Below are 26,233 nucleotides of genomic sequence, written 5' to 3' on the forward strand. Positions count from 1 at the left end.
TTTAATCTAATAGCTTATGTATTAAAGCATACTGTAATAATACAATGGTTCTAGTATCTTGTATATCGCCATTGTTCAACATGGTAACAGCATCTGTAAATGGTAATTCCAACACTTCAATATCTTCGTGTTCGCTCTCTAATCCGCCGCCTTCATTTACTTTCATGGCATCGGTATATTCCCCAATAAAAAAGTGCATTTTCTCGGTCATAACTCCAGGAGAAGAATAAGCTTCAAACACCTTTTTTACTTCCTTCAATCTGTAACCTACTTCTTCTTCAGTTTCTCTTATAATACATGCTTCAGGGTTATCTTTATCTAACATACCAGCACAAATTTCAACCAACATACCATATTCATTGTCATTTAAAAATGTAGGCATTCTAAACTGTTTTGTTAAAATTACAGTACCCTTTTCTTTATTGTAAAGCAAGATACCAGCACCATCACCTCTATCATAACATTCTCTAACTTGTGTTACCCAATTGCCATTACTTAATTTATAATCGAAGGTAAACTTGTTTAATATGTAATAATGGTTAGAAAGCAGTTCTTTTTTTATGTTCTTTAATTTCTCAGATGACATTGTGGATAGTATATATTATTAAAGTATTATGAAGCAATTTCGGTAAAAAAACATTAATTGGGTACACTATTTCATTATTGTTAATAAATTTTGATAAAATTAATTAACAAATTATTGTTTCATTTTCTGTCTTTAACCCCTATAAATAAGCAAAATATGTTATTTATATATATAATAAAAATCTTATACATATAGCGTCAATGCTGTCATTTATAATTGTTTAGTGAATAAAATACACTATATTTGATATGCCATTAAAAACAAACTTTGCACTGACTATGCTACCAAAATTACTGACCTGCTTTTCATCCATTTTTCTTTCAATAAATCAATCCGATATTGTTGTTGTTTTAAGTATCGTTGTTGTATTCTTTTTAATATTATTAATTTTAGGTGTTAGAAAATCTTATAAGCTTAAAAAAGAAAATGAACGCCTTGATAAAATAAGTGAAGAAATGGCTCGACAAGAAGAAAAGTATAAAGATTTTACAGATGGCCACATGTATGGTGGCAACTAAACTAAAAAACAACAAAAAAGCCTGCATTAGCAGGCTTTTTTGTTATAAACTCGGTACATTATTATTAACGTACCAACTTTTTATACTTAATACGTTTCGGCATCAAATCGCCACCCAAACGTTTCTTTTTGTTTTCTTCATATTCACTGAAACTTCCCTCAAAGAAATATACTTGTGAATCGCCTTCAAAAGCTAAAATATGGGTACATATTCTATCTAAAAACCATCTGTCATGCGATATTACTACGGCACAACCAGCAAAGTTTTCCAAACCTTCTTCCAATGCTCGTAATGTATTCACATCAAGGTCGTTAGTAGGCTCATCTAAAAGCAATACGTTACCTTCTTCTTTAAGTGTCATAGCCAAATGCAGGCGGTTACGTTCACCACCAGAAAGCAATTTAACCTTCTTGTTTTGTTCGCCACCAGAAAAATTAAATCGGCTTAAATAAGCACGGGAATTTACTTCCTTCCCTCCCATCAAAATCAATTCTTGTTCGTCACTAAAGTTTTGCCAAATGGTTTTTTCAGGGTCTATGTTAGAATGACTTTGGTCTACATAAGCAATTTTAGCAGTTTCACCTACTTTAAACTCACCTTTATCAGGCGTTTGTTCGCCCATAATCATTCTGAAAATGGTGGTTTTACCAGCGCCATTCGGTCCAATAACACCTACAATTCCTGCTTGAGGTAATTTAAAATTCAAATCTTCATACAGCAATTTATCATCAAAGCCTTTACTTACACCAATAGCTTCAATAACGTTGGTTCCTAAACGTGGTCCGTTAGGGATGTAGATTTCCAGTTTTTCATCAAGCTGCTTTTGGTCTTGACTTAATAACTTATCATAGTTTTGTAAACGCGCTTTTTGCTTGGTTTGACGCCCTTTTGCACCTTGTCTTACCCATTCCAACTCACGTTCCAAGGTTTTTTGGCGCTTAGAAGCTGTTTTACTTTCTTGTGCTAAACGTTTCGACTTTTGATCTAACCAAGACGAATAATTCCCTTTCCATGGAATACCTTCACCCCTATCCAATTCTAAAATCCAACCCGCAACATTATCCAAAAAGTATCTATCATGCGTTACAGCAATAACGGTTCCTTTATATTGCGCTAAATGATGCTCCAACCAATGTACCGATTCTGCATCCAAGTGGTTGGTAGGCTCATCCAATAATAACACATCCGGTTCTTGTAAAAGTAAACGGCATAAAGCCACTCGACGACGTTCTCCACCAGATAAAACACTTATCTTTTTATCACCTTCAGGTGTTCTAAGCGCATCCATGGCAATTTCCAACTTAGTATCCAGTTCCCAAGCATTCGACGCATCAATTTTATCTTGAAGCTCTGCTTGTCTCGCCATCAACTTATCCATTTTGTCTGGGTTAGAATACACTTCTTCTAGTCCAAACAAATCGTTTATTTTGTTGTATTCATCAAGAATGGCAACCGTTTCCGCAGCACCTTCCTTTACAATTTCCAAAACGGTTTTACTTTCATCAAGCTTCGGTTCTTGTTCTAAATAACCAACCGAATAATCTTGTAAAAAGGTAACATCTCCCTGATAATTCTTTTCAACCCCAGCAATAATTTTAAGCAATGTAGATTTACCCGAGCCATTTAAACCTAAAATTCCAATTTTAGCACCGTAAAAAAAGCTTAGATAAATATTTTTTAACACAGGCGTATTTGCCCCTTGAAACGTCTTGGTCAACCCAGACATCGAAAAGATAACTTTCTTATCGTCAGACATATAATTTTTGATTTACAATTTTTTATTTACGAATTATCAAACGAAAAAAGACTTCGTTTTTAGCATATTATTAGTGTTTTTGAGTGCGATTTTCAATCATAAATCTTAAATTGAAAATCGTAAATTCATTACACTCTCCCTTTTAAAGCATTAAACACCCAAGCAATGGCAAAAAAGCCAAATCCTACGGTTGCAAAACCCCAACCTGCTACATCATTATATCTGTAAGCTCCCATTAGTATTAAAACCACACCCATAATAATCATTAAAATAGTAGCCCAAGCCAAAACTGTATTTTTATTCATTGCCATAATTAGTTGTTTTTATTGGGCGCAACCTTGAAAAAAGGTCGGGCTTTCCGCTATATCTTTTTTATGTTTATCCTGTTTTCGTTAAGTACAGTAATGTTTCGAAAACACATAAAAAAGGATGCCGCTGCAATCCCTTGCGCAAATTCAGAACACAAATATCGTATTTTTAAATAAAAAAGCATCCTTTTCAAAACTTAATTTTAACTTATTACAAAAGCCATTTTTAACAGAAAAAAACATTTTATTTAACAAAAAATGTATTTAATCCGAAAAAACAGATACTTTATCTGTATTTATTTTTATCTAATTGAAATTCATATCTGTAAATTATTTAATTTTACATGTTTTTAGACGTGTAAGTGACAAGTTCAACAATCATATCGATTCAATAACCTGCACTTAAAAACAATTAAATTTTATATTCTCAATCAATTAATATGAAAATATTAGCCCCTTATTTTCTGTTTTTGTGCATCGCTATACAAGCGCAAACAGGCAAAGGTATTACAACTCCTAAAGCAGATTTAAGAGGTGTTTTTGTGCCTTCTATATCCAGTTTGTCTTGGCCAACCAACAGAAAAGCAACACCTGCTGTACAACAGGCTGAACTTATTGCTATTTTAGACGATTTAAAAACAAACGGTTATAACACCGTGTTTTTACAAGTACGTCCCGAAAGTGATGCGTTGTATGCTTCATCCATTGATCCATGGTCTTATTGGTTAACTGGTACACAAGGAAAAGCGCCTACCCCTTTTTGGGACCCATTGGAGTTTGCTGTTAAAGAAGCACATGCACGAGGCTTGGATTTACACGCTTGGTTAAACCCATACAGAGTTAAACAAACGCCAAACATGGAATTAGCCCCAAACAATGTGGCAAATTTACACCCAAACTGGACGTTTCAAGCTAAAATTAATAATACAGATAAAGCATTATCGTTAAAAATGCTTAATCCAGGAATTCCTGCTGTTAGAGATTATATTGTGAATGTTGTTAAAGATATTTCTAACAGATATGATGTAGATGGTATTCATTTTGACGACTATTTCTATCCTTATTCCGGTATGGAAGCCATTCCTCAAGATGCCCAAACATTTAAAGATCACAACCCTACTAAAATTGCTAAAATAGAAGATTGGAGAAGAAACAATGTAAACCTAATGATCGGGATGGTTTATGATGCCATACAAACCATTAATACTACCAAAAATAAAAACATTGTATTTGGCGTAAGCCCATTTGGAATTTGGAAAGCTGGCACTCCTTCGGGCATCAGTGGAACCTCTTCTTTTAGTGCTTTATTTTGCGACCCCATTGCTTGGTTAAATTCAGAGAAAATTGACTATTTGGCACCACAATTATATTGGGAAATAGCTAAAAAACAAGATTATATTTCACTATCAAAATGGTGGAACGATCAAGCCAAACTTTATTGCAAACAACTTTATGTAAGTCAGGCTTTTTATAAAATAGAACATACAAAACCTTGGGGAATTTCAGAAATACAAAACCAAATAAATCAAAATAGAGAGGCCCAAATGGATGCCACCTTTGGACAAATTGCGTACAGTTACACCTCTATAAAAAACAATTCAAAAGGCTTAAATGAAGTTTTAAATACTAATCATTTCAAATACAAATCTTTTGCGCCTCCTGTTTTAGGAATAGGTAAAGACGATATACGCCCAATGAAACCTGCAAATATCAGATTTGAACCATTCAAAATTTTGTGGGACACACCTAGCAAGGCACCAGACGGCGATTTACCTGTTAAATATGTTGTTTATGCCTTTGATAATGCTAATGAAGCAATTTCTAACATGCATGATGGTTCTAAAATACTTGATATTGTTGCTGGAAATGAATTGAATTTAACACAAGAACAAATTAATTCTAAGGTTTTTGTGGTAACCTCATTAGACAAGAATAATAATGAAGCAGGCGATTTTACCGAAACAAACAAATTTGGAATTACCCACAAAAAAGTAAATGAGTTGGTAATAAACCCAGTTCAAGGAATAGATTTGATAAATTGATTTCTTCAAATAAGTTCTTATCAAAATTCTTAAAGAAGAATCATCAAAATCAACTATTCAAATAAAAAACGGGTAAATCCTTGAAAAGACAAACCCGTTAAAACTCTAATTTTTACTAAATTAAATATTGATTATTCTCAAGTTGAGTTATTAAAAACTCTTTACTTTTATATCAGATCTTCTATTTAGTTTATGCTTTATTTCAGAACATTTTGTGTTATCATCACATTCATTAATCAATTGTGTTTCACCAAAAGCTTTTCCGTCAATTCTATAGTCTTCAATCCCATTTCCAAATAAATAATCTAAAGTACTTTTCAATCTTCTTTCAGAAAGTTTTTGATTATACGCTGCAGAACCTCTAGAATCGGTATGTGCACTTATTTCTAATAGTAATTTAGGATGCTCATTTAATATCAATATTAATTCTTTCAATGTGTTTTTTGAAGTTGTATTTAAACTAGATGAGTTTAAAGCAAAATATATATTATTTAAGTTATTAATTCTGTTTTGTATTTTATTCCTAACCTCTTCTTTTTCTTTTTCAAGGTCTGCAAGTCTTTGAGCCTCTTTTTCATTTTCTAATTTTTCTTTTAATAATCTAGCTTCCTCTGCCAATTTATTTGCTGTATCTATGGAATCTTTAACTCGAATTCTTTCATTAAATTCAGCATTGATTAATTTTAATTTTTCCTCTCCTTCCTCGGTTAATTCCTTTTTAACATTAAATCTATACACAACGCCAATAGCATGTTGCAAATGGTTTGTATTTTTATTCATAGTCCACTTTCCAGACGTATTGATATCTAATCCCAACCTATTGGAAAACCAAGTTCTAAAACCTAATACGCCGTTGTATGTTCCTCTAGGATTATTATTGGCATCTGTATAGCCAACACCTACTCCAACATAAGGATCAAACCAACCCGTTTCTCCAATAATTTTATTCAAATCATAGCTCAATCTTGAGTCAATAGAAAAATAATCCTTGTTACTTGTAAGTGGATAACCATCAACTGTTTTGCCTGTTTTATATTTATTATAGGATGCAATTCCCTCAACACCTAATCCATTTTTAAAATATTTTCCTATACTTAAACGAGAAGGAAATGGAACAGCATGCCATGCGGACTTTATATCAAATAATTCACGAAACATATCGCCAGAATCATCAACCACATTAAAACCTATTCCAAAAATCCAAGAACCAACAATAATTGAATCTTTTTTGGTAAGTTCGGGAGTTTGAGAATTAATTGTAAAAATATTGGCGATAAGAAAGACTAATAAAACTACTTTTTTTTGCATCACTTTAAATTGGGGTTGAAAATTTTACGCGAAAATAACATGCAAACACAGAATTTATATAATATATACTTTGAATCGTACAAATAATCGATAATAAGGTTCTATTTGGATTTTTATAATGAAATCCACCCCGAATTCGTGTTTAAAAATTGAAACGATCCTTAAATAAAAAAAGCGCCCCATAACGAGGGTGCTTTATATAATTATATTAAAATTTTAATTAGAAATCCATAGGAACTTCAATAAACAATAAACTGGAATCTTGCTCTGCTATAATTGAAAAAGCTTCGGTTTCAGAAATTCCTGCGGCATCACGTGTTTCTAAAACTGAGTTATCAATCAATACTTTCCCATTTATTGTCATCATATAAACGCCATGATTTCTACTTTTAAGTTTATATTCAAAATCAGTATTGCTATCTAAATCGATTCTAGAAATTATGGCGTCTTGATGAATTTTTAAGCTGCTTTCATGGTTTTCGTCAATAGATGTTACTAGGGTTTGAAGCTTGTTTTTTCTGTCAGATGCTTCAAACTTTTTTTGGTCATATCTTGGCTCCACATTTTGTTTATCTGGAAATATCCAAATTTGAAACAAGCTTAAATGTTCGTCTGCAGAACCGTTAATTTCAGAATGTTGTACACCTGTACCAGCGCTCATAACTTGAACCTCATTAGGCAGTACAGCTATCCATGCATCACCCATATTGTCTTTATGTTTTAGAACACCTTTTAACGGAATGGTAATGATTTCCATATTATCATGTGGATGAGTTCCAAAACCCATTTTTGGTGCAATAATATCGTCGTTAAAAACCCTTAAAGCGCCAAAATGCACTTTTTCGGAATTATGATAACTTGCAAAACTAAACGAATGGTTTGCCTGTAACCAACCATGGTTTGCAAACCCTCTACTTTCGGCTTTATGTATGATTGTTTTCATCTTTTCTATGCCCGCGCAGGCGGGTATCTTTTTTTAATTATTACTTTTTAAAGATTCCTGCTTCCGCAGGAATGTTATCTCATTTTATCTAACAGATTGCTTAATTGCTCTGCTTCATCTTCGGTTAAATTCTTTAGTAAATGGCTATTAAAATTATCAGGAATGGCATCTAATAGCGCATTTCCTTCTTTAGTTATAGCTATTTTAACAACGCGTCTATCGTGGTCGCAAGCTAAACGCTCAATATAATTTTTGGCGCATAGTTTATCCATTAACCTTGTGGCATTGGGCGAACGCTCTATCATTCTATCTTTAATAATTTGAACGTTTACGGGTTCACCTGCGCCTTTTAATATTCTTAAAATATTGTATTGCTGCGGCGAAATACCGTATTTTTTAAAAAAGTCGTTCTGAAAACCAGAAATCCAGTTTGCAGTGTATAAAATATTTAACAGGGCTTTAATTCTGTTATTGGCAAACTTTGAGTTGATATCTTTACTTATGTCTCCCATAATTTCTTGGTTTAAGTTAAAACATCGGCATATTGTTCATGCTTTTTCTTAAAAACAGCATTTGCAAACGGACAAAGCGGAATTACTTTTAAGTTATTGGCTCGTAAATATGCAACTGTCGCATCTACTAACTTATAGCCCACGCCTTGTCCTTTAAGCGAATCGCTCACTTCTGTGTGGTCTATAATAATCTTATTTGGTGCTGCATTCGAATAAGTCATTTCAGCAACTTTTACATCATCAATTTCAATGTAAAAAGCACCTTTTTTTCCGTTGTCTGCTTGCTTAATTTCCATATTATAGATTATTTTGAAATGTTTTTACTGCTTTTAATAGCTCTGAATTCAATGCATCGTTAACCAACTTTCCATCTTTAAAATTATCATTGAAACTTGGCAATGAAAACTCTGAAACAATATTTCCTCCATTAAAAGGAAATCTATTTTTAGCAATGCCCAATACACTGGCACCACCTCTAGCACCAGGCGAAGTTGCCATTAATAGCATGGGTTTATTGCTCCAAAGTTTTCCATCAATTCTAGACATCCAATCAAAAATATTTTTAAAGGCTGCTGAATACGCTCCATTATGTTCTGCTAAGGACAATATGATACCATCAGAAGCTTTAATTAAATTTAAAAATTTATGGGCGTTTTCCGGAAATCCTTGTTCTTTTTCCAAATCCACTCCAAAAAGCGGTAATTCAAAATCATTTAAATCTAAAATATCTATGTTTACATTTTCAACTAAACTTGCCGTATAAGTTGCTAACTTTTTATTAATTGATTCTTTACTGTTTGATCCTGCAAAGGCTATTATTTTCTTCATTAAACTGGTTTTTATGTATTAATTCTATAGAGAAACCTTATTTAGTTTCCATGGTAAATATATAACAATATTATTTATTTTCCAAGGAAACTATTTCCATGTAACTATATTTAATAAAACATTAACAAAAACAAACTATAAATTGAAACTTTTGTATTTTAGCTTCAAATAAAATACCGATGGATTTAAACTTCAATAAAAACGAAGATTACAATAAACTATTAGTTTCAGAACTTAATAAACGTCTTGCCAAAGTACATTTGGGAGGTGGAAAAAAGAGCATTGAAAAACACCACGCTAAAGGGAAAATGACGGCACATGAACGTGTGAATTATTTATTGGATGCTGGTACAAAATCCATTGAAATTGCCGCTTTTGCTGGTGAAGGCATGTATGAACCCCATGGAGGTTGCCCATCCGCAGGTGTTGTTGTAAAAATTGGTTACATAAACGGTAAACAATGTATTGTTGTTGCTAATGATGCCACTGTGAAAGCTGGTGCATGGTTCCCTATTACGGCCAAAAAGAATTTAAGAGCTCAAGAAATTGCTATAGAGAATAAACTACCTATAATCTATCTGGTAGACAGTGCTGGGGTTTACCTTCCTTTGCAAGATGAAATTTTTCCAGACAAAGAACATTTCGGAAGAATTTTTAGAAACAACGCCATTATGAGCAGTATGGGCATTACGCAAATTGCTGCAGTTATGGGAAGTTGTGTTGCGGGTGGTGCTTATTTGCCCATTATGAGTGATGAAGCATTGATTGTTGATAAAACAGGAAGTATTTTTTTAGCAGGCAGTTATTTAGTAAAAGCCGCCATTGGAGAGACTATTGATAATGAAACACTTGGTGGCGCTACGACACATTGCGAAATTAGCGGTGTAACCGATTATAAAGCCAAAGACGATAAGGATGCTTTAGATACCATCAAAAATATTATTGGTAAAATTGGTGATTATGACAAAGCAGGCTATAACCGAATAGATGCTAACAAACCAAAAGAAAATCCTGCAGATATTTATGGGATTTTACCAAAATCGAGAGCCGACCAATATGATATGTATGAAATTATCAAACGATTGGTTGATAATTCGGAATTTGATGAATACAAAGCAGGCTACGGAAAAACCATTATTACCTGTTATGCCCGAATTGATGGTTGGGCAGTTGGTATTGTTGCCAATCAACGTAAACTGGTAAAAACCAAACAAGGCGAAATGCAATTTGGTGGCGTAATTTATAATGATAGCGCCGATAAAGCCACGCGTTTTATAGCAAACTGTAACCAGAAAAAAATCCCTTTAGTGTTTTTACAAGATGTTACCGGGTTTATGGTGGGCAGTAAAAGTGAACATGGTGGCATTATTAAAGATGGTGCTAAAATGGTGAATGCCGTTAGTAATTCGGTAGTACCTAAATTCACAATCATCATTGGAAATAGCTATGGTGCAGGTAATTACGCCATGTGTGGTAAAGCCTACGATCCGCGATTGATTGTTTCATGGCCAAGTGCAGAACTGGCAGTAATGAGTGGTAACTCTGCCGCCAAAGTTTTGCTTCAAATAGAAAAAGCTTCTTTAGAAAAAAAAGGTGAAAAAATCACCCTAGAAAAAGAAGACGAACTCTACAATAAAATTAAAGACCGATACGATAACCAAGTATCCCCCTATTATGCTGCATCACGTATTTGGACGGATGCCATTATAGACCCCTTGGATACGCGTAAATGGATTAGCATGGGCATTGAAGCGGCAAACCACGCCCCTATTGAAAAAGCTTTTAATTTAGGAGTTTTACAGGTTTAAATTTTAAAATCTTCGCATTTTTTTGTATCTTTTGTATTGAAAATCAATAACTTCAATCATGGAAACAATTAAAACCCTAAATAAGTGGGCAAATGGGCATACCTATTTACCACTTGATTTGCTCCGCATTGCCTTAGGTACGTTCCTATTTATTAAAGGCATTAATTTTATGGCAGACAGCATGATGCTTACCGAGTTGTTTAAACCCATGCAAAATATGGCAGGTGGTATGATTGCCGTTCATTATGTAGCACCGGCACACTTTATAGGCGGGTTACTTATTGCCTGTGGCTTATTAACCCGTTGGGCCATTGTTGCACAAATACCTATATTAATTGGTGCCATTTTGATAAATTTTGTTGGCGAAATGAACACCAATAACTTAATATTAGCAATTATTACATTACTAGTATGTGCTTTTTTTCTGGTATATGGTTCTGGAAAACATTCACTGGATTATTATTTCAAAATGCAACAATAAAAGAAAGCGACTTTAAAGTCGCTTTTTTTATTATGACCTGCCAGTTTTTACAATTTAGTTTTTTACTATTTTTTGCGTAAATACAAAGCCTGTATTATCTGTAATATTAATAAAATAAACACCTGTTCTTAAAAACTCTATATTAAAACGACTTTCTTGGGTAGAAAATACTTTTGCTCCTATAGTGTTGTATATCTCAACATTGTTCAAAGTTTTTGCAAAACTTTCTATATTTACATAATTTGATGTTGGGTTGGGAAACACCTTTATTTTATTTTCAACTATTTTAGAATCTTCTACGCTTAATACTAGAGCACTATCGTAATTTGCAACAGTTCTATTATTACTACCTGAACTATAACTCTCTACTTTATTGTAAAAAGGATTGTCTTCTGTAATAAAATCTAAACCTGTTTTATCTTTGTATGGATGTGCGTAATTAGACATTAATTTAGTTAAATCATAAGTATAGCTTTCAACATAAGTGCCCCCATCATAAAAATAAGTTTCTGTTATTCTATTTGAATTTGAATCTAGATCATATTCAATTCTGTCTTCTTCCTCCCAAGATACACCATTCCAAGTTTCGTAAGTTTTAACAGTTATTTTATTATTTCCATTATAAGTAAACAAATCTCTATCTGACACGTTATATTGGACACCATCCCACTTTTCTAACAAAATAGTATCAGGTCTGTTGTTTAAGTTATATGTTAATGTAGAACGCTCTTTCAATACCCATATGCCACCTTCCCAATCATAATCATAGGCTACATTTATTTTGTTATTAGCATACTCAAAAACATTTTTATAAATGTTTACCCATGCACCATTTTCCCAAGATTGTAATAGGTATTCCGTGATATCTCCATTCCCATTGTATGAATAAACAACTCTTTCCGAATCGTCAAATTGACTCGTTGCATCATTCCATTCTTTATATAATTCCAAAGTCACTTTATTATTAGCATTGTATGTATATTCGGTATAATAGTCATTCTTCCATTTACTTTCTATTAAATCCCAAACCAACTCTGTTTCGAGTGTTAAATTATTATTGCTATCGTACTCATAATTAGTACCTCGACTATTAACCCAAGTTGAGCCATCAAAGAATTGATCAACGGTTGAGAATAGTTTGTCTTGCCCTTGCATTACTATTGTAAAAATAAACAAAGCTAAAAATGTAGTTTTTCTCATAATGTTTCGATGTATTGATTTACACAAAATTAAAGAAAAGTTTTTTAACTATTCTTTTAATTTTACAAATTATTATAAGATGAAACCAATCGTATAAATTCAGATTTGTAACCATCTTCATCGTCACCTCTCCCCGATTTAGCTAAAGTAATAACATCTTCTATTTTTGAATTGTTATGGTATTTAGAATGTCTTAATTGCATTCCAAACAAAGCAACTGCCGATGCAAAATCTAAACCTTTAGAAGCTTCAGTAACAACATCTTTTTGAATATGAACCATTTCTATACTTTTATCACCTTCAGGTTTTTTATATCTAAATTTCACCGTAAATAATTCATCTGAATAATCTTTAAGTGCTTCAGGTTTCGTGTATTTTAAATCGGCTACATCCTTTAAATACTTACTATCAACCCCAACTGGTATCACTTCATACAACGCAGTTACTGTATGTCCGCTTCCTAATTCGCCAGCATCTTTGGTATCATCTACAAAATCTTCATCAGCAAGCATTCTGTTTTCATAACCAATTAATCTATAAGCTTGTACTTTATTTGGGTTGAATTCAATTTGAATTTTCACATCTTTAGCTATGGTGAACAGTGTACCGCCAAATTCTTTACCAAAAACCTTTTGAGCTTCTTGCATATTATCAATATATGCATGGTTTCCATTTCCTTTATCAGCTAAAATTTCAAGTTTTGAATCTTTATAATTTCCATAACCAAAACCTAAAACAGATAGGAATACGCCCGATTTCCGTTTATCTTCAATTAAATGTTCCATGGCTTTATCACTTGATGCCCCTACATTAAAATCGCCATCCGTTGCTAAAATTACCCGGTTATTTCCATTCTTTTTGAAATTTTCTTCAGCTAATTTATAAGCTAATTTAATACCAGCACCACCTGCTGTTGAACCACCTGATTTCAAATTATCTAAAGCATTGATTATTTTTTCTTTATGTTTCCCTGAAGTTGGCTCTAACACCACGCCTGCTGCACCAGCATACACCACAATAGAAACTTTATCTTGTTCCCGTAACAGATTTACCAATAATTTAAAAGCAGATTTTAACAATGGTAATTTGTTTTGCGAACTCATAGAGCCCGAAACATCAATCAAAAAAGTTAGATTGGATGTTGGCAACTCTTCATTTGCATATGTTTTTCCTTGTAAACCTATTTTAACAATTTTGGTGCTGTTGTTCCAAGGTGTTTTGGCAACTTCGGTATTAATGGAAAATGGATGCTCACCAGTAGGTTGCGGGTAATTATAATCGAAATAATTAATCATTTCTTCAATTTTAACAGCATCAGGTTCAATAGCTAAACCACTGTTAATCATGCGTCTTATATTACTGTAAGAAGCTTTGTCTACGTCAATGGAAAATGTAGATAGTGGAGAAAGCGATGTTCTTTCAAAATTATTTTCTTCAATTACCGCATAACTTTCTTGGTTATTGATCCTGAAATTACCTTGATGTGTTGTAATAACCACGCAACCATTGCTTGCTATTTTACCAAACTTCTCTTTGGTTTCAGCCTTGTTGTAGCTTTTCTTAGCATCAATATCCGACTTTGGTAAATTTTCAATAATATAATTGTGTTCTTTTTTAATAGGAACGCCATCAACAATATATAAAGGTTGGTTTAATACTTCTGCATTATTTTTTGTTGAAATTATAATAACACCATTGCTTCCTCTACTCCCATAAATTGCTGTTGCATTGCTATCTTTTAGAATTGTTATATCGTTCACCTGATTTGGATTAACAGATTCCAGCATGTTATATGGCATTATATTACCATCTACCACCACTAAGGGCTGATTGTTACTAGAATTAGTTGAGGCCCCTCGAATTACAATATGCGCGTTAGAACCTGTGTTCCCTGTCGTGTTAGTTACTGCAACACCTGCTAGTTTTCCTTGCAATGCATTAGTAACTGAATTATACTGAATTTGGTTTGCAAGCTTATTATGGTAAGCTTCTTTTTTGTTTCTTTTTAACTGTGATGCCGATATTTGAGATACATAACCTGTTACATAACTTCTTCTTTGAGTACCATAGCCAACTACTACAACTTCATTTAAACAAGAGACATCTGCTTCCAATGCCACCGATACAGTATTTAGTTTACCTACATGTTTTTCAACAGATTTGTAGCCCAGAAATGAAAACACTAAAACATCAGTGTCTTTGGCTTTAATTTCGTACACACCATCAAAATTTGTTACTACCCCTGTTGAGGTTCCTTTTATTAAGACTTTAACTCCTGGAATTGGTGCGTTATCATCTGCGGCTGTTACCTTACCTGTTATTAGTCGTTCTTGTGATTGCATTTGCATTGAAACCGTCAACACAAAAATAAATTTTAGTAATGCTTTCATAATAGCTGATTTAAAGTTTTGCATAAAATTAAAACCAACTACTTTATTTTAAAACCACCAATGAGTGAAGTGGGCTTTTGAATGAGTTAAAGACGATTTGCTAACTCCAATGTTTTTTTACGATGAATTTTACCCGAAGCTGTTTCAATAAATGTATGTAACGTGAAAATTTGCTTCGGTTTTTCATGTTTTTTTAATTCAGAAAAAGCAGAAGCATCAATAGAATCTATAGAACCTTCAACAACAAGAACAAGTTGTTCTCCTAATGTTTCGTGGGGTTTGGACACCATAAAAAAACGAGATTGTATTTTGTTTTGAAGTTTAGCTTCAATTTGTTCTGGAAACAGTTTTAAACCGCCAGAGTTTATAACGTTATCAAAACGCCCTAACCATTCAAATTCGGTTTCTGAATGTATTTTTACAATATCGTTTGTTATTATTTTTTCTTTTGAAAGTTTAGGTGCATCAATTACTAGACAATCACGTGCATCAGTTGAAATACTAATATTTGGAAGTAATTTGAAATGTGATGCTGAAACAAGTTCAGCATGACGGAAGTTATTAAGTTTTTTAAGAGCGATGTGTGTAACGGTTTCCGTCATGCCGTAAGTTTCATAAACATGAGGATTGATATTTTTAATTTTAGCTTTTAAAGCATTGGAAACCGAAGCACCTCCAACAATAATGGTTTTAATTTGGTCGCAATCTTGTAATGTATTTTCAAGCTGTAGCGGTATCATGGCACAAAAATCATAGCCTTTCTCAACATCGAATACGGGCTTGGTAGTTGGTTCTACCAAATCCAGTTCCAAACCTAAAACCATGGCTCTAACCAACATCATTTTACCTGCAATAAACTGCGTTGGTAGGCAATGTAAAACTGAATTGCTTGGTTTTAAACCAAAAAAATCACCGGTAGCTAAGGCAGAATTTACCATAGCTTGTTTACTTATTTTTATGGACTTGGGTGTTCCTGTTGAGCCAGATGTATTTACTTCAACAAAATCGTTATCATCCAACCATTGATGTAAAAACTTGCCGATTTCCTGCTCATAGGTTGCGCCTTCTTTTACAAAATTATACGCAAGCTGCAATAGGTGTTCTTTTGAATAATGAACGCCTCTAATTTTGAATTTATCGTGAATATTTTTAAAATTCGTTTCCATTAGAATTAGTGTTTTCTATAACGAAAGTATCTTCTTTTACAGGTTCAACTACCTTTCCAAATAGTTTTTCTTTCCAATCGGTCCATTTATAAATTCGTGATAAAATAAATAGCAATATAGGGAAAACCACAAATACGGGAACAAAAATTTCGCCAATAGTCATTTCTGAAGGATCGGACATATCTTTTAAAATGGAATGTGTTTGAAATGCCGTCCAATCTGCAGTTACTAAAAGTGCAGTAAAAAGATTGTTGGCCGCATGAAACCCAAGCGATAGTTCCATACCTTCATCCATTAAAGTCATGATTCCCAAAAACAAACCTGTTCCTATATAATAAACCATGATGATGGGTCCTAATTTATCAACTTCTGGATTTGCTATGTGCAGTAAACCAAAAACTACTGAAGTAATAATCAATGGCATCCACTTGTTCTTTACAATAACCCCAATCCCTTGCATTAAATAACCTCTAAACAAATACTCTTCAAAACTAGTTTGTAGAGGTATTAAAAGAATAGCAATAACGCAGAGTATTAAAAAAGGCACGAGTTTAAAGTTTATTTCATAATCTTCTGGAGACATAAAATAATCTACTACAACTAAGCCGCTTGAAATAATGCCCCAAACAAAAAAGATAAGCCAAAAGCGTTTCCAATCTATCTTTTTTCTAGAAGTAGTTAAATGTGTAAAAGATTGATTGTGTAAATATCTTGACACTAACAATAAGCCCAATAAACCTACTGCAAAAGACAATAACATTAAAAACAAATTTAGATTTGGCTCTAAAAGTGACATCATTTTTGTTTCATCCATGCCCATTATATTATCGCCATCTTTAATAGCCTTAAACATAACTGCTGCCGTAAAAGGAATTTGCCCGATTACCACAGCAACAACAATAATTACCAGTCCTACCAAATACCGCCACCATTCGTGTAATACATTAAATACTTGGGCTATATACATATCTATAAATTAAATTTCCAATCTGTTTTATTATTATACTGCAAAGTACCGTTTTTTACTTCTAATGGGCAATCAAAATTATTGGTAAATAAAGCACCTGTGCCCAAACCTTGTGGCAACTTACTTTGTTTTGTGTAGGTGTATTGTGCAATGCCGTTCAACCCAATGTTACTTTCCAAGGCACTGGTAATCCACCATCCTACTTGGTTTTGTTGCGCTATTTCAATCCATGCATCACTTCCTTTAAAGCCACCTACTAAACTCGGTTTTAAAATAATGTATTGAGGTTTTATGGTTTGTAGTAACTTTTGCTTTTCTGTTACAGAAAACACTCCGATTAATTCTTCATCTAAGGCAATAGGAAGTGGTGTTTCTGCACAAAGTTTAGCCATAACATCTACTTGACCTTGTTTTATAGGTTGTTCTATAGAATGGAGGTCTAAATCTGATAAAATTTTTAGTTTTTCTAAAGCTTCGGAAGGTGAAAAAGCGCCATTGGCGTCCACACGTAGTTCGATATCTTTTGAAGTAAATTCTTTTCGAATGGATTTTAAGAGATTTATTTCGCTTTGAAAATCGATGGCTCCAATTTTCATTTTGATACAATGGAAACCTGCTTCAATTTTATCTTGAATTTGTTGTTTCATGAAGGCTTCAGACCCCATCCAAATCAGTCCGTTTATAGCAATGGAATCTTCACTTTGTGTAAATTTTGAAGGAAATAATTCAAACGGATTATGGCTTTCTAAAGATTTAAAAGCCATTTCCAAACCAAATTGAATGCTAGGAAATTCCAATAATTCATTCAGTAAAAAATCTAAATCTAATTGAATATTATCGCAAACCCATTGTAGTTTTTCTTCATAATCGGGTCTATCGTCAATAGACAAACCTCTAAACAACCCGCATTCACCAACGCCTTGTTTTCCTTCAGAATTTAAAATAAGAAAATAAGTTTCTTTGGTTTTTAGAACACCTCTAGATGTACCGCTGGCTTGTTTAAAATTTAAAATGTATTTTTTGTAAAAAGCTTTCATTAAATTACGAATTGTCAATTACGAATTACGGATTAGAATTTTTGCTTTGCATCGTTTTTTGAATACTTCCTATAACTCTAAGTATTTCTTCAACATCTATGAGTACTTTAATCGCTTTTTCTTCGTCTAAATAGCCCGAATCTTGTAATAATCGAAGCCAATATTTAGTTTCTCTTGCTTCTTTATATGAAATTGTAAGTTTAGCATAAAAATCTTTTTCCGATTGACCTCCTATGGCTTCTTCTATATTAGCGCCAATGGATGTACCACTTCGAAGTAATTGTTTAGATAGAACAAACTCTTTTTTATCTTCACATAAGTGCTTATAAATTTTAACAATTTGTAAAGCAAAAGCATATGTTTTGACTTGAATAATATTTTCTTTCATCTACAATGTTACCTCGTAATTCGTAATTGATAATTCGTAATTCGTAATTCGTAATTGAAAATTGATAATTACAATTCAATACTTTCACCAATTTCCAACAACATTAAATCTTTCCCTTTATCAAAGAATTTACGTTTGGCTTCTTCGTGGTCTATTTCAATGTAACCAAAGGTATCAAAATGATAGCCTAATACTTTATCGCATTGTACAAAATCACTCGCTATAATAGCATCATCAATGCCCATGGTAAAATTATCACCAATTGGTAAAATGGCTAAATCTAACTTGGTTTTCATAGGGATGAGCTTCATATCGAAGGTCAAGGCAGTATCTCCTGCTATGTAAATGTTTTTGTGTTCACCTTCAATTACAAAACCACCTGGTTGTCCGCCATATGTTCCATCGGGAAACGACGAAGTATGAATAGCGTTCACGTACTTAACAGTTCCAAATTCAAAATCCCAACTACCTCCATGGTTCATAGGGTGGCCTTCAATACCCAAGGCTTCAAAATGCGATACAATTTCAAAATTAGACACCACAATGGCATTGGTGCGTTTTGCAATGGCTTCCACATCTACAATATGGTCTTGATGCGCGTGGGTAAGTAAAATATAATCGGCTTTAAGCGTATCGATATTTATATGCGCTGCCTTTGGGTTTGCCGAAATAAATGGGTCTACAAGAATATTTACATCATTAACTTGTATCCCTAAACTAGCGTGACCGTAAAATGTAATTTTCATCCGTTTTTAAATTTATTTTATCAAGTAAGTAAAATACAAAAATTTCACAACAAATGCCCTATCCCCATTAATACCGATAAAAGCACTGTTGTTAAGGCTACTTTTTTTAATTCAGGATCCAATAATTTTGAATCCTTATTTTTTAAAACTTTTTTAATATGAATGATTAAAGGAATATAAGCCACAAAATAGACTAAATTAAGGATGGATGTGAAATACAACAACCCAAACAAACCAGATAAGACAATGGCTAAAACAATAATTGTTACGTGATATTTTTTAGCATTTTCTATACCTATTTTAACAGCTAAAGTTAATTTATTCGATTTTTTATCCGATTCTATATCACGCATATTATTCAGGTTTAAAACTGCTGCGCTTAATAAACCAATAGTAATTGCGGGTAAAAACACAACATGATCTATCTTTTTTGCATATAATACATAGCAACCTATAACGCTTACTAGTCCAAAAAACACAAACACATACACATCGCCTAAGCCTTTATAACCATAAGCATCATTACCTACGGTATATCGAATGGCTGCGGCAACCGATGCAATGCCAAGTAAAAAGAAAATAAGCGTTAGTAAAAAATTTTTAACTCCAAACGCCGTAAAAATTAGAAAAAACGCTAAACCAATGGAGATTAACACATTTATTTTTATGGCATTAAACATGTCTTCGGGAGAAATTTTTCCTGTTTGAATGGCACGGTCTGGACCTACACGATCAATATTATCGGTGCCTTTTATGCCATCGCCATAATCGTTCGCTAAGTTTGATAAAATTTGAAAACTTAGAGTTGTTAAAATAGCCAAAGCAAAAATTAACCCATCGAAACAGCCATTATATGCAGCAAAACAAGACGCTAAAATAATACCTGAAATAGATAAAGGGAGCGTTCGTAAACGCATGGTTGAAATCCAAATAGAAATTTTATTCATACTATGGAATCCATTTTTTTACAAAATTAGGCTTGCGTTTTTCTAAGAAAGCATTTCTACCTTCAACCGCTTCTTCAGTCATATAAGCTAAACGGGTAGCTTCACCTGCAAATACTTGTTGCCCTACCATACCATCATCTGTTAAATTCATGGCGAATTTCAACATTTTTATTGAAGTTGGCGATTTTGCCAGTATTTCCTGTGCCCATTCATAGGCCGTGGATTCCAATTCATTATGCGGAATAACTGCATTTACCATGCCCATTTCAAACGCTTCTTGGGCTGAATAATTTCTTCCTAAGAAAAATATTTCACGTGCCTTTTTCTGCCCTACCATTTTAGCTAAATAGGCTGACCCATACCCACCATCAAAACTGGTAACATCGGCGTCCGTTTGTTTAAAAATAGCGTGTTCCTTACTGGCTAGTGTTAAATCGCAAACCACATGTAAGCTATGTCCACCACCAACTGCCCATCCAGGAACAACAGCAATAACTGCTTTAGGCATAAAACGAATTAAGCGTTGTACTTCTAGTATATTCAAACGGTGATAACCATCTTCACCCACATAACCTTGTTTTCCCCTAGCTTTTTGGTCGCCACCAGAACAAAAACTCCAAATACCATCTTTAGTTGATGGTCCTTCGGCCGATAACAATACTACTCCTATATTTACGTCTTCATTCGCATTATAAAATGCATCATATAATTCACTAGTTGTTTTTGGTCTAAAAGCATTACGCACATTTGGCCTGTTAAAAGCGATTCGAGCTACTCCATTACATTTTTTATAGGTAATGTCTTCATACTCCTTAACAGTTTCCCAATTAATTTGCTCCATTTCTTATTATTTTGCTCAAAAATAATTTTTATTTCATTAAAATACCTGTTTCGTGTGCTTATATTTATTGTTTTTTATCTGTTATTTAATATGTACATACAATTATTCTTTTCGTTATTAAATACTCCATCTATATATATTTAAATTAAAAATTATTTATTGTTGGCAACAGTTAAATTTAAACCAAAAAAAGCCTTAAATAATAATTAAATACACAAAACTTCACTAGTTTTTTTGAGATATTCCAATAAGTAGAAACACATATTTGTTTGTAGTCTTTTTTTTAATATTTTTGTGTTAAATTAATTTTCATCCAATTAAAAAATACGATTCAGCTTATTTTTATGTATATTGTCGATGAAATAACCCCAGAGCCTATGTTAGTTAAGATTACTATTCTAATTTTTGCCTTAGTAGCTTTTAATTTTTTATTGTTAAAATTAAGTAGCAATAAAATTGAAAAACAAACAAAAGTTAAAAAAATGCCAGTAGTCCTTCAAAAGGAGACTACCACCGAACAGGAATCTGTAACGCTTGCTCCAACAGGAAGTTAGCTTTACTAAAGTGTTTGTTTCCAAACCAATAACCTCTATTAGCACTTAATGGAGATGGGTGTCCTGACGTTAATACTTGGTGCTTTTTAGTATCAATTAGTTTTTGCTTTTTCTTTGCATAACCTCCCCAAAGTAAAAAAACTACACTTTCTTTTTTCTCACTAATCGTTTTTATTACCGAGTCCGTAAACAGCTCCCACCCTTTATTTTGGTGGCTTCCCGCTTGGTGCGCCCTAACTGTAAGTGTGGCATTTAATAAAAGGACGCCTTGATCTGCCCAACGCATTAAATTTCCGCTTTTTGGGTATGGTATTCCTAAGTCTGTTTCAATTTCTTTAAAAATATTGATTAATGAAGGGGGGTGTTTTAAACCTTCATTTACCGAAAAGCATAAGCCATTGGCTTGACCAACATCGTGATAAGGGTCTTGACCTATAATAACAACTTTTACATCATCAAAATGGCAATGGTTGAATGCATTAAAAATTTGATTTCCTGGAGGGAAACAGGTATGATTTCTATATTCAGCTTTAACAAAGCCTACTAAATCCTTAAAATAGAGTTTTTCAAATTCTGTTTCTAAATAAGGTTTCCAACTTTCGTGTATATCAACATTCATAAGCATATATCTAAAATCGAACTAAAATAATACTATCTTTAGTCTTATTAAAACAATTTACGATTGAAAAAAATAAAATTCCCAACCGCTCAAACCATACTTATTATTATTGCTGGCATCGTTGCTATTTTAACTTGGATGATTCCTTCTGGAAAATTTGATTCTTTAACATATAACAAAGCCGAAAATACATTTACTAAAACAAGTTTAAATAAAACCGAAACCTTAGCGGCATCCCAAGAAACATTAGATGCGTTAAATATCAATATCCCTATAGAAAAATTCACGAATGGTGATATTTGGAAACCCATAGGAATACCGAATACCTACCAAAAAGTTGAAGCAAAACCACAGGGTTTCGTGGCTTTCATTCAATCGCCCATAAAGGGCATTATTGAGGCTGCCGACATTATTTTTCTGGTTTTATTCATTGGTGGTTTAATTGGAATAATGAACCATACAGGTGCTTTTGATGCAGGCATATCTTGGTTAGCACATACCTTAAAGGGAAAAGAATTTTTGTTAATTATATTGGTAACCTTACTTATAGCCATTGGCGGCACTACTTTTGGACTTGCAGAAGAAACCATTGCCTTTTACCCTATTTTAATCCCTATTTTTTTAGCTGCAAAATATGATGCCATGGTGGCATTGGCCTGTATTTATTTAGGCTCGTCTATTGGCACTATGTGTTCAACAACCAATCCGTTTAGTGCCATTATAGCTTCGGATGCCGCTGGTATTAATTGGACTACTGGTTTAACAGGACGCTTTATCATGCTTATTTTAGGAACGCTTATTTGCACCCTTTACACACTAAGGTATGCAAAACGCGTAAAAAATGACCCTTCTAAATCTGTTATTTACAGTCAAAAAGAAGCCATTGAAACCATGTTTGGAAACACAACAAACTCAACAATTAAATTATCTATTCGCTTAAAACTCATCCTTTTTATATTCGCCATGTGTTTTATTGTGATGATTTATGGCGTATCGCAACGTGAATGGTGGTTTTTGGAAATGACTGTTGTTTTCTTTGTTGGGGCCATTATTATTGGGTTTTTAGCCAAAATTGACGAGTATACTTTTGTTGATACTTTTGTAAAAGGCGCCAGTGATTTACTTGGTGTTGCCCTTATTATAGGTATTGCAAGAGGTATTACCGTATTAATGGAAGATGGTCAAATAAGCGATACCTTATTATATTATGCAAGCAACGCAACCAACGGTATGCATAAAGGTGTTTTCATTAACGCCATGCTTTACATTTATGGTGGCTTGTCGTTTTTTATACCATCATCTTCTGGTATGGCGGTTTTAACCATGCCCATCATGTCACCTTTGGCCGATGGTGTTGGCATTGGAAGGGAACTGATTGTGAACACCTATCAATACGGCATGGGATTATTTGCATTTATAAACCCAACGGGACTTATCTTAGCGTCGTTAGCTATTGTGAAAGTGGGCTATGATAAATGGTTGAAATTCGTGATGCCGTTGGTTATTATCTTAACCGTTTTTACGATGCTGGTGCTAACAATTACGGTTTACTTATAAGTTGGGCTTTATACTTAATCTGACATAAAATTTTGAAATATTTTTTTCGTAAATTTGTTTAAAAGATTATAAGATGGACATTCAAGCTACAAAACTGGAATTACTAAAAATCATATTGGAAAATGAAAACACTGAATTTATCCAACGTGTAGCTGATTTCGTAAAAAAAGAGAAAAAAGACTTTTGGAATGAATTAAGTTTGTCTGAACAAGAAGAAATTAAAAAAGGAATTCAAGACCTTGATAATGGCAAAAGAGTTTCTTATGAATCTTTTTTAAAGAAAATTTCATAGTAAATGAAAGTATTCTTATCAGAACTCGCAGAAACAAAACTTCTAAAACTCTCTGATTACATATTAGAAAAATGGAATTCAAAAACAAGAGATAAATTTATTTCTAAACTTACTGAAAAGATTGAGTAAATATCAATCCAACCAGAAAGTTGTCCAAAATCATCTGGATTTAAAAACCTTTATAAATGCGTAGTAACAAAACAAACAACGCTTTATTATAGAATAAACTTTGATAAGGAGGAAATTGAAATCATTACAATTTTTGATAGTAGACAAAATCCTGAAAAGCTAAAAAAAGACATTAAATAGCTGTAAGTAACGGCTTGTTCTAGCATACTTCTGAAAATCTACGAGAATTTTTAGTTTATCTAATACATGCAAAGTTAACCGCTAAACCACGTAACTACTTATTGCCGAAGCCGTTTTTAATTAATTTTATAAGCCACCACTTTATTTCCAAAAAAAGTAGGTATCAATAGGATGTTTTTATTTGGAATGATCCCAATATCGGCAGCATTAAGTTTTTCTTCTTGAGTATCCAATATTTTGGTGGCGGCATCACCAGGGAAATTTTTATCCACAAAAAACACTTCTCCTGTCCATGAAGAAATTAAATAGCCCTGTTTTATAGGCACAATACCATCTCCTTTTAAGATACCGGTAGCTACAAGTGTTTGCGCCTTTGTTTTCTTATCAATAGCTACAAAATCACCCTTACTAAACGAGACAATAAGTATACGGTCTTTTTCAACCAATATGCCATTAGGATTAAACCCTTCCAAGTCTAACCATATAGACACTTCATCATTAACTAGTTTGTAAATTTTACTATCTCTAGAATCTGTAATATACACATCGCCATTCGAATCTATATCTACATCATTTAAAAAAACAGCATTTTCAACTGCAATGGTTTTCTCTACAGCGCCCGATGTCATATCAATTTTAATCATGGCATCAATATCTGCCACATAAAGTTTATCATTATAATAATTAGCTCCTTTTGGCGCATGCATATTTGTAACCCAATATTGGGTAAGTGTTTTTCCTTCTGAGCTAATAACGGAAATGGTTCCGTCTCCATCCTTGGCATCGGTAGGCACATTACCCATGTTTGACACATAAATAACATCCCTCTTTAAATCGTATCTAACCGCTTCGCAAGTTTTTAACAACGTATCGCTTTCCCATAGTTTGGTTAAAACCACCTCAGTTTTTATGGGTTTTTGTGATGCTGTTTCTTTTTTATATTGTTTACAAGAAACTAAAACCGTAATACTTAATAGGAATAAAAATGGAGATGCCTTCATAATATATAATTTTAATGACTAAGATAATATTTTTACCAGTAACTCTTTTAGTAAATCACCTTGTGGAACTGCATTGGAACCTACACCTTTGCTCTTTACATCAAATTCCCGAAGGGTTGAAACCACTTCACTTACTTTTCGCATCGGATAATTTCTTGCAGCCGTTACATAATCGTTAACAAAATAAGGATTCACTTTTAATGCCGAAGCCACATTTCGAGGTGATTTATCATTCAACCCATGAAAATGCAGTAACTGTGAAAAAAAGCTGAACAGTAAAGAAACCGTAACCACCATGGGGTTATCTTTGGGGTTTTCGGCAAAATAATTTACAATTCTATAGGCTTTAAGCGCATTCCGTTCGCCAATGGCATGGCGTAACTCAAAATTATTGAAGTCTTTACTAATGCCTATATTTTCCTCAATATGTTCTGGCGTAATTTGAGTTCCTTTAGGCAGGATAATTTGAAGCTTATCTAATTCATTACTTATTTTACTTAAATCGGTTCCTAAAAACTCCACCAACATTTGCGCTGCTTTTGGGGCAATCGTATAATTTTTTGTGGATAAAACCCGTCGAATCCAATCCGCTACTTGGTTTTCATATAACTTTTTACTTTCGTAAACCACAGCACTTTTTTGTAGCGTTTTATAAAGCGCTTTACGTTTATCAATGGTTTTATATTTATAGTTTAAAACCAGTATGGTAGATAGTTGCGGTTGTTTTGCATAATCTACCAACTTTTCTATGGTACGCGATAAATCTTGGGCTTCCTTCACAATAATAACTTGGTATTCTGCCATCATCGGGTAGCGTTTGGCATTACTTACCACGTCTTCAACCGTTACATCACGCCCATAAAGTACCATTTGGTTAAAACCACGTTCTTCTTCACTTAAAACAGTATCCTCAATAAAATCGGATATTTTATCTATATAATAAGGTTCTTCGCCCATTAAAAAATAAATGGGTTTCAACTTTCCGTTTTTTATATCGGTTACTAATTGTTTTACTTCGTCCAAATTCTTCAAATTTTCAAAAAGACAAGCACCAAATTCCAATCTTAAAAATAATTGGTATTTGGCATTTGAATATTGTGAGTTTTAATTTTTGAATCTTAACTTTGAA

General features: G+C 33.2%; 26 protein-coding genes. 6 read left to right on the forward strand and 20 right to left on the reverse strand.

Going from position 1 to position 26,233, the window contains the following annotated elements; genetic code table 11:
- Position 1: 1 nt before the first annotated feature.
- Positions 2-586: an NUDIX domain-containing protein gene (locus J8H85_RS01735; RefSeq protein ID WP_209652058.1), complete on the reverse strand. Its 585-nt coding sequence runs from the start codon at positions 584-586 to the stop codon at positions 2-4.
- A 278-nt stretch (positions 587-864) separates the two neighbouring features.
- Between J8H85_RS01735 and J8H85_RS01740 the strand changes: the two genes are divergently transcribed.
- Entirely contained in the window at positions 865-1,104 is a 240-nt protein-coding gene (locus tag J8H85_RS01740; protein WP_209652059.1) for a hypothetical protein, read from the forward strand.
- A 64-nt stretch (positions 1,105-1,168) separates the two neighbouring features.
- Here the strand turns inward: J8H85_RS01740 and ettA are convergent, their stop codons facing one another.
- Both ettA and J8H85_RS01750 read right to left on the reverse strand, forming a co-directional pair.
- On the reverse strand, positions 1,169-2,860 hold the full coding sequence (gene ettA, locus J8H85_RS01745) for an energy-dependent translational throttle protein EttA (protein ID WP_209652061.1): 1,692 nt from the start codon (positions 2,858-2,860) through the stop codon (positions 1,169-1,171).
- A gap of 128 nt (positions 2,861-2,988) precedes the next feature.
- Complete coding sequence (locus tag J8H85_RS01750; RefSeq protein ID WP_209652063.1) at positions 2,989-3,171, reverse strand: CAL67264 family membrane protein; 183 nt, start codon at positions 3,169-3,171, stop codon at positions 2,989-2,991.
- Positions 3,172-3,608: 437 nt separating this feature from the next.
- Between J8H85_RS01750 and J8H85_RS01755 the strand changes: the two genes are divergently transcribed.
- A complete protein-coding gene (locus J8H85_RS01755) occupies positions 3,609-5,210 on the forward strand; it encodes a glycoside hydrolase family 10 protein (protein WP_209652065.1) in 1,602 nt (533 codons plus the stop codon).
- A gap of 150 nt (positions 5,211-5,360) precedes the next feature.
- Here J8H85_RS01755 and J8H85_RS01760 read toward each other — a convergent pair whose 3' ends face one another.
- The 5 genes from J8H85_RS01760 to J8H85_RS01780 all read right to left on the reverse strand — a co-directional run bounded on the left by J8H85_RS01760 (position 5,361) and on the right by J8H85_RS01780 (position 8,801).
- Entirely contained in the window at positions 5,361-6,518 is a 1,158-nt protein-coding gene (locus J8H85_RS01760) for an OmpA family protein (protein WP_209652067.1), read from the reverse strand.
- A 220-nt stretch (positions 6,519-6,738) separates the two neighbouring features.
- The gene (locus J8H85_RS01765) at positions 6,739-7,461 is read right to left on the reverse strand and encodes a pirin family protein (RefSeq protein WP_209652069.1); all 723 of its coding nucleotides are present in this window, start codon (positions 7,459-7,461) and stop codon (positions 6,739-6,741) included.
- Positions 7,462-7,535: 74 nt separating this feature from the next.
- Entirely contained in the window at positions 7,536-7,973 is a 438-nt protein-coding gene (locus J8H85_RS01770) for a MarR family winged helix-turn-helix transcriptional regulator (protein WP_209652070.1), read from the reverse strand.
- Between the two features lie 11 nt (positions 7,974-7,984).
- The gene (locus tag J8H85_RS01775; RefSeq protein ID WP_209652072.1) at positions 7,985-8,269 is read right to left on the reverse strand and encodes a GNAT family N-acetyltransferase; all 285 of its coding nucleotides are present in this window, start codon (positions 8,267-8,269) and stop codon (positions 7,985-7,987) included.
- 1 nt (position 8,270) lies between these two features.
- On the reverse strand, positions 8,271-8,801 hold the full coding sequence (locus J8H85_RS01780; protein ID WP_209652074.1) for an NADPH-dependent FMN reductase: 531 nt from the start codon (positions 8,799-8,801) through the stop codon (positions 8,271-8,273).
- A 179-nt stretch (positions 8,802-8,980) separates the two neighbouring features.
- Here J8H85_RS01780 and J8H85_RS01785 point away from each other — a divergent pair, with 179 nt between their 5' ends.
- Positions 8,981-10,609, forward strand: a complete 1,629-nt coding sequence (locus J8H85_RS01785; protein WP_209652076.1) for an acyl-CoA carboxylase subunit beta — start codon at positions 8,981-8,983, stop codon at positions 10,607-10,609.
- A 58-nt stretch (positions 10,610-10,667) separates the two neighbouring features.
- Entirely contained in the window at positions 10,668-11,090 is a 423-nt protein-coding gene (locus tag J8H85_RS01790) for a DoxX family protein (protein ID WP_209652078.1), read from the forward strand.
- A 54-nt stretch (positions 11,091-11,144) separates the two neighbouring features.
- Here the strand turns inward: J8H85_RS01790 and J8H85_RS01795 are convergent, their stop codons facing one another.
- The 10 genes from J8H85_RS01795 to ung all read right to left on the reverse strand — a co-directional run bounded on the left by J8H85_RS01795 (position 11,145) and on the right by ung (position 21,945).
- Complete coding sequence (locus J8H85_RS01795) at positions 11,145-12,290, reverse strand: T9SS type A sorting domain-containing protein (RefSeq protein ID WP_209652080.1); 1,146 nt, start codon at positions 12,288-12,290, stop codon at positions 11,145-11,147.
- 62 nt (positions 12,291-12,352) lie between these two features.
- Positions 12,353-14,680 (reverse strand): VWA domain-containing protein, encoded by a 2,328-nt coding sequence (locus tag J8H85_RS01800; RefSeq protein WP_209652082.1) that lies wholly within the window; start codon positions 14,678-14,680, stop codon positions 12,353-12,355.
- 86 nt (positions 14,681-14,766) lie between these two features.
- Entirely contained in the window at positions 14,767-15,846 is a 1,080-nt protein-coding gene (locus tag J8H85_RS01805) for an AMP-binding protein (protein ID WP_209652084.1), read from the reverse strand.
- Entirely contained in the window at positions 15,830-16,813 is a 984-nt protein-coding gene (locus J8H85_RS01810) for a CPBP family intramembrane glutamic endopeptidase (RefSeq protein ID WP_209652086.1), read from the reverse strand. The genes J8H85_RS01805 and J8H85_RS01810 overlap by 17 nt, the downstream gene beginning before the upstream one ends.
- A gap of 2 nt (positions 16,814-16,815) precedes the next feature.
- A complete protein-coding gene (locus J8H85_RS01815; protein WP_209652088.1) occupies positions 16,816-17,850 on the reverse strand; it encodes an o-succinylbenzoate synthase in 1,035 nt (344 codons plus the stop codon).
- 25 nt (positions 17,851-17,875) lie between these two features.
- Positions 17,876-18,238, reverse strand: a complete 363-nt coding sequence (locus tag J8H85_RS01820; protein WP_209652090.1) for a four helix bundle protein — start codon at positions 18,236-18,238, stop codon at positions 17,876-17,878.
- A gap of 68 nt (positions 18,239-18,306) precedes the next feature.
- Positions 18,307-18,984, reverse strand: a complete 678-nt coding sequence (locus tag J8H85_RS01825; protein WP_209652092.1) for a metal-dependent hydrolase — start codon at positions 18,982-18,984, stop codon at positions 18,307-18,309.
- Positions 18,985-19,028: 44 nt separating this feature from the next.
- Positions 19,029-19,931, reverse strand: a complete 903-nt coding sequence (menA, locus tag J8H85_RS01830; protein ID WP_209652093.1) for a 1,4-dihydroxy-2-naphthoate octaprenyltransferase — start codon at positions 19,929-19,931, stop codon at positions 19,029-19,031.
- A gap of 1 nt (position 19,932) precedes the next feature.
- A complete protein-coding gene (locus J8H85_RS01835; RefSeq protein WP_209652096.1) occupies positions 19,933-20,772 on the reverse strand; it encodes a 1,4-dihydroxy-2-naphthoyl-CoA synthase in 840 nt (279 codons plus the stop codon).
- Positions 20,773-21,279: 507 nt separating this feature from the next.
- Positions 21,280-21,945, reverse strand: coding sequence for a uracil-DNA glycosylase (gene ung, locus J8H85_RS01840; protein WP_209652098.1), 666 nt, complete (start codon positions 21,943-21,945; stop codon positions 21,280-21,282).
- 63 nt (positions 21,946-22,008) lie between these two features.
- Here ung and J8H85_RS01845 point away from each other — a divergent pair, with 63 nt between their 5' ends.
- A complete protein-coding gene (locus J8H85_RS01845) occupies positions 22,009-23,502 on the forward strand; it encodes a YfcC family protein (protein ID WP_209652100.1) in 1,494 nt (497 codons plus the stop codon).
- A 73-nt stretch (positions 23,503-23,575) separates the two neighbouring features.
- Entirely contained in the window at positions 23,576-23,794 is a 219-nt protein-coding gene (locus J8H85_RS01850) for a hypothetical protein (protein WP_209652102.1), read from the forward strand.
- Between the two features lie 425 nt (positions 23,795-24,219).
- Here J8H85_RS01850 and J8H85_RS01855 read toward each other — a convergent pair whose 3' ends face one another.
- Positions 24,220-25,104, reverse strand: a complete 885-nt coding sequence (locus tag J8H85_RS01855) for an SMP-30/gluconolactonase/LRE family protein (protein ID WP_209652104.1) — start codon at positions 25,102-25,104, stop codon at positions 24,220-24,222.
- An 18-nt stretch (positions 25,105-25,122) separates the two neighbouring features.
- Positions 25,123-26,127, reverse strand: a complete 1,005-nt coding sequence (gene holA, locus J8H85_RS01860) for a DNA polymerase III subunit delta (protein ID WP_209652106.1) — start codon at positions 26,125-26,127, stop codon at positions 25,123-25,125.
- Positions 26,128-26,233 lie beyond the last annotated feature (106 nt).

Origin of the sequence: Mariniflexile gromovii (assembly GCF_017814435.1) — a bacterium.
GTDB lineage: Bacteria > Bacteroidota > Bacteroidia > Flavobacteriales > Flavobacteriaceae > Mariniflexile > Mariniflexile gromovii.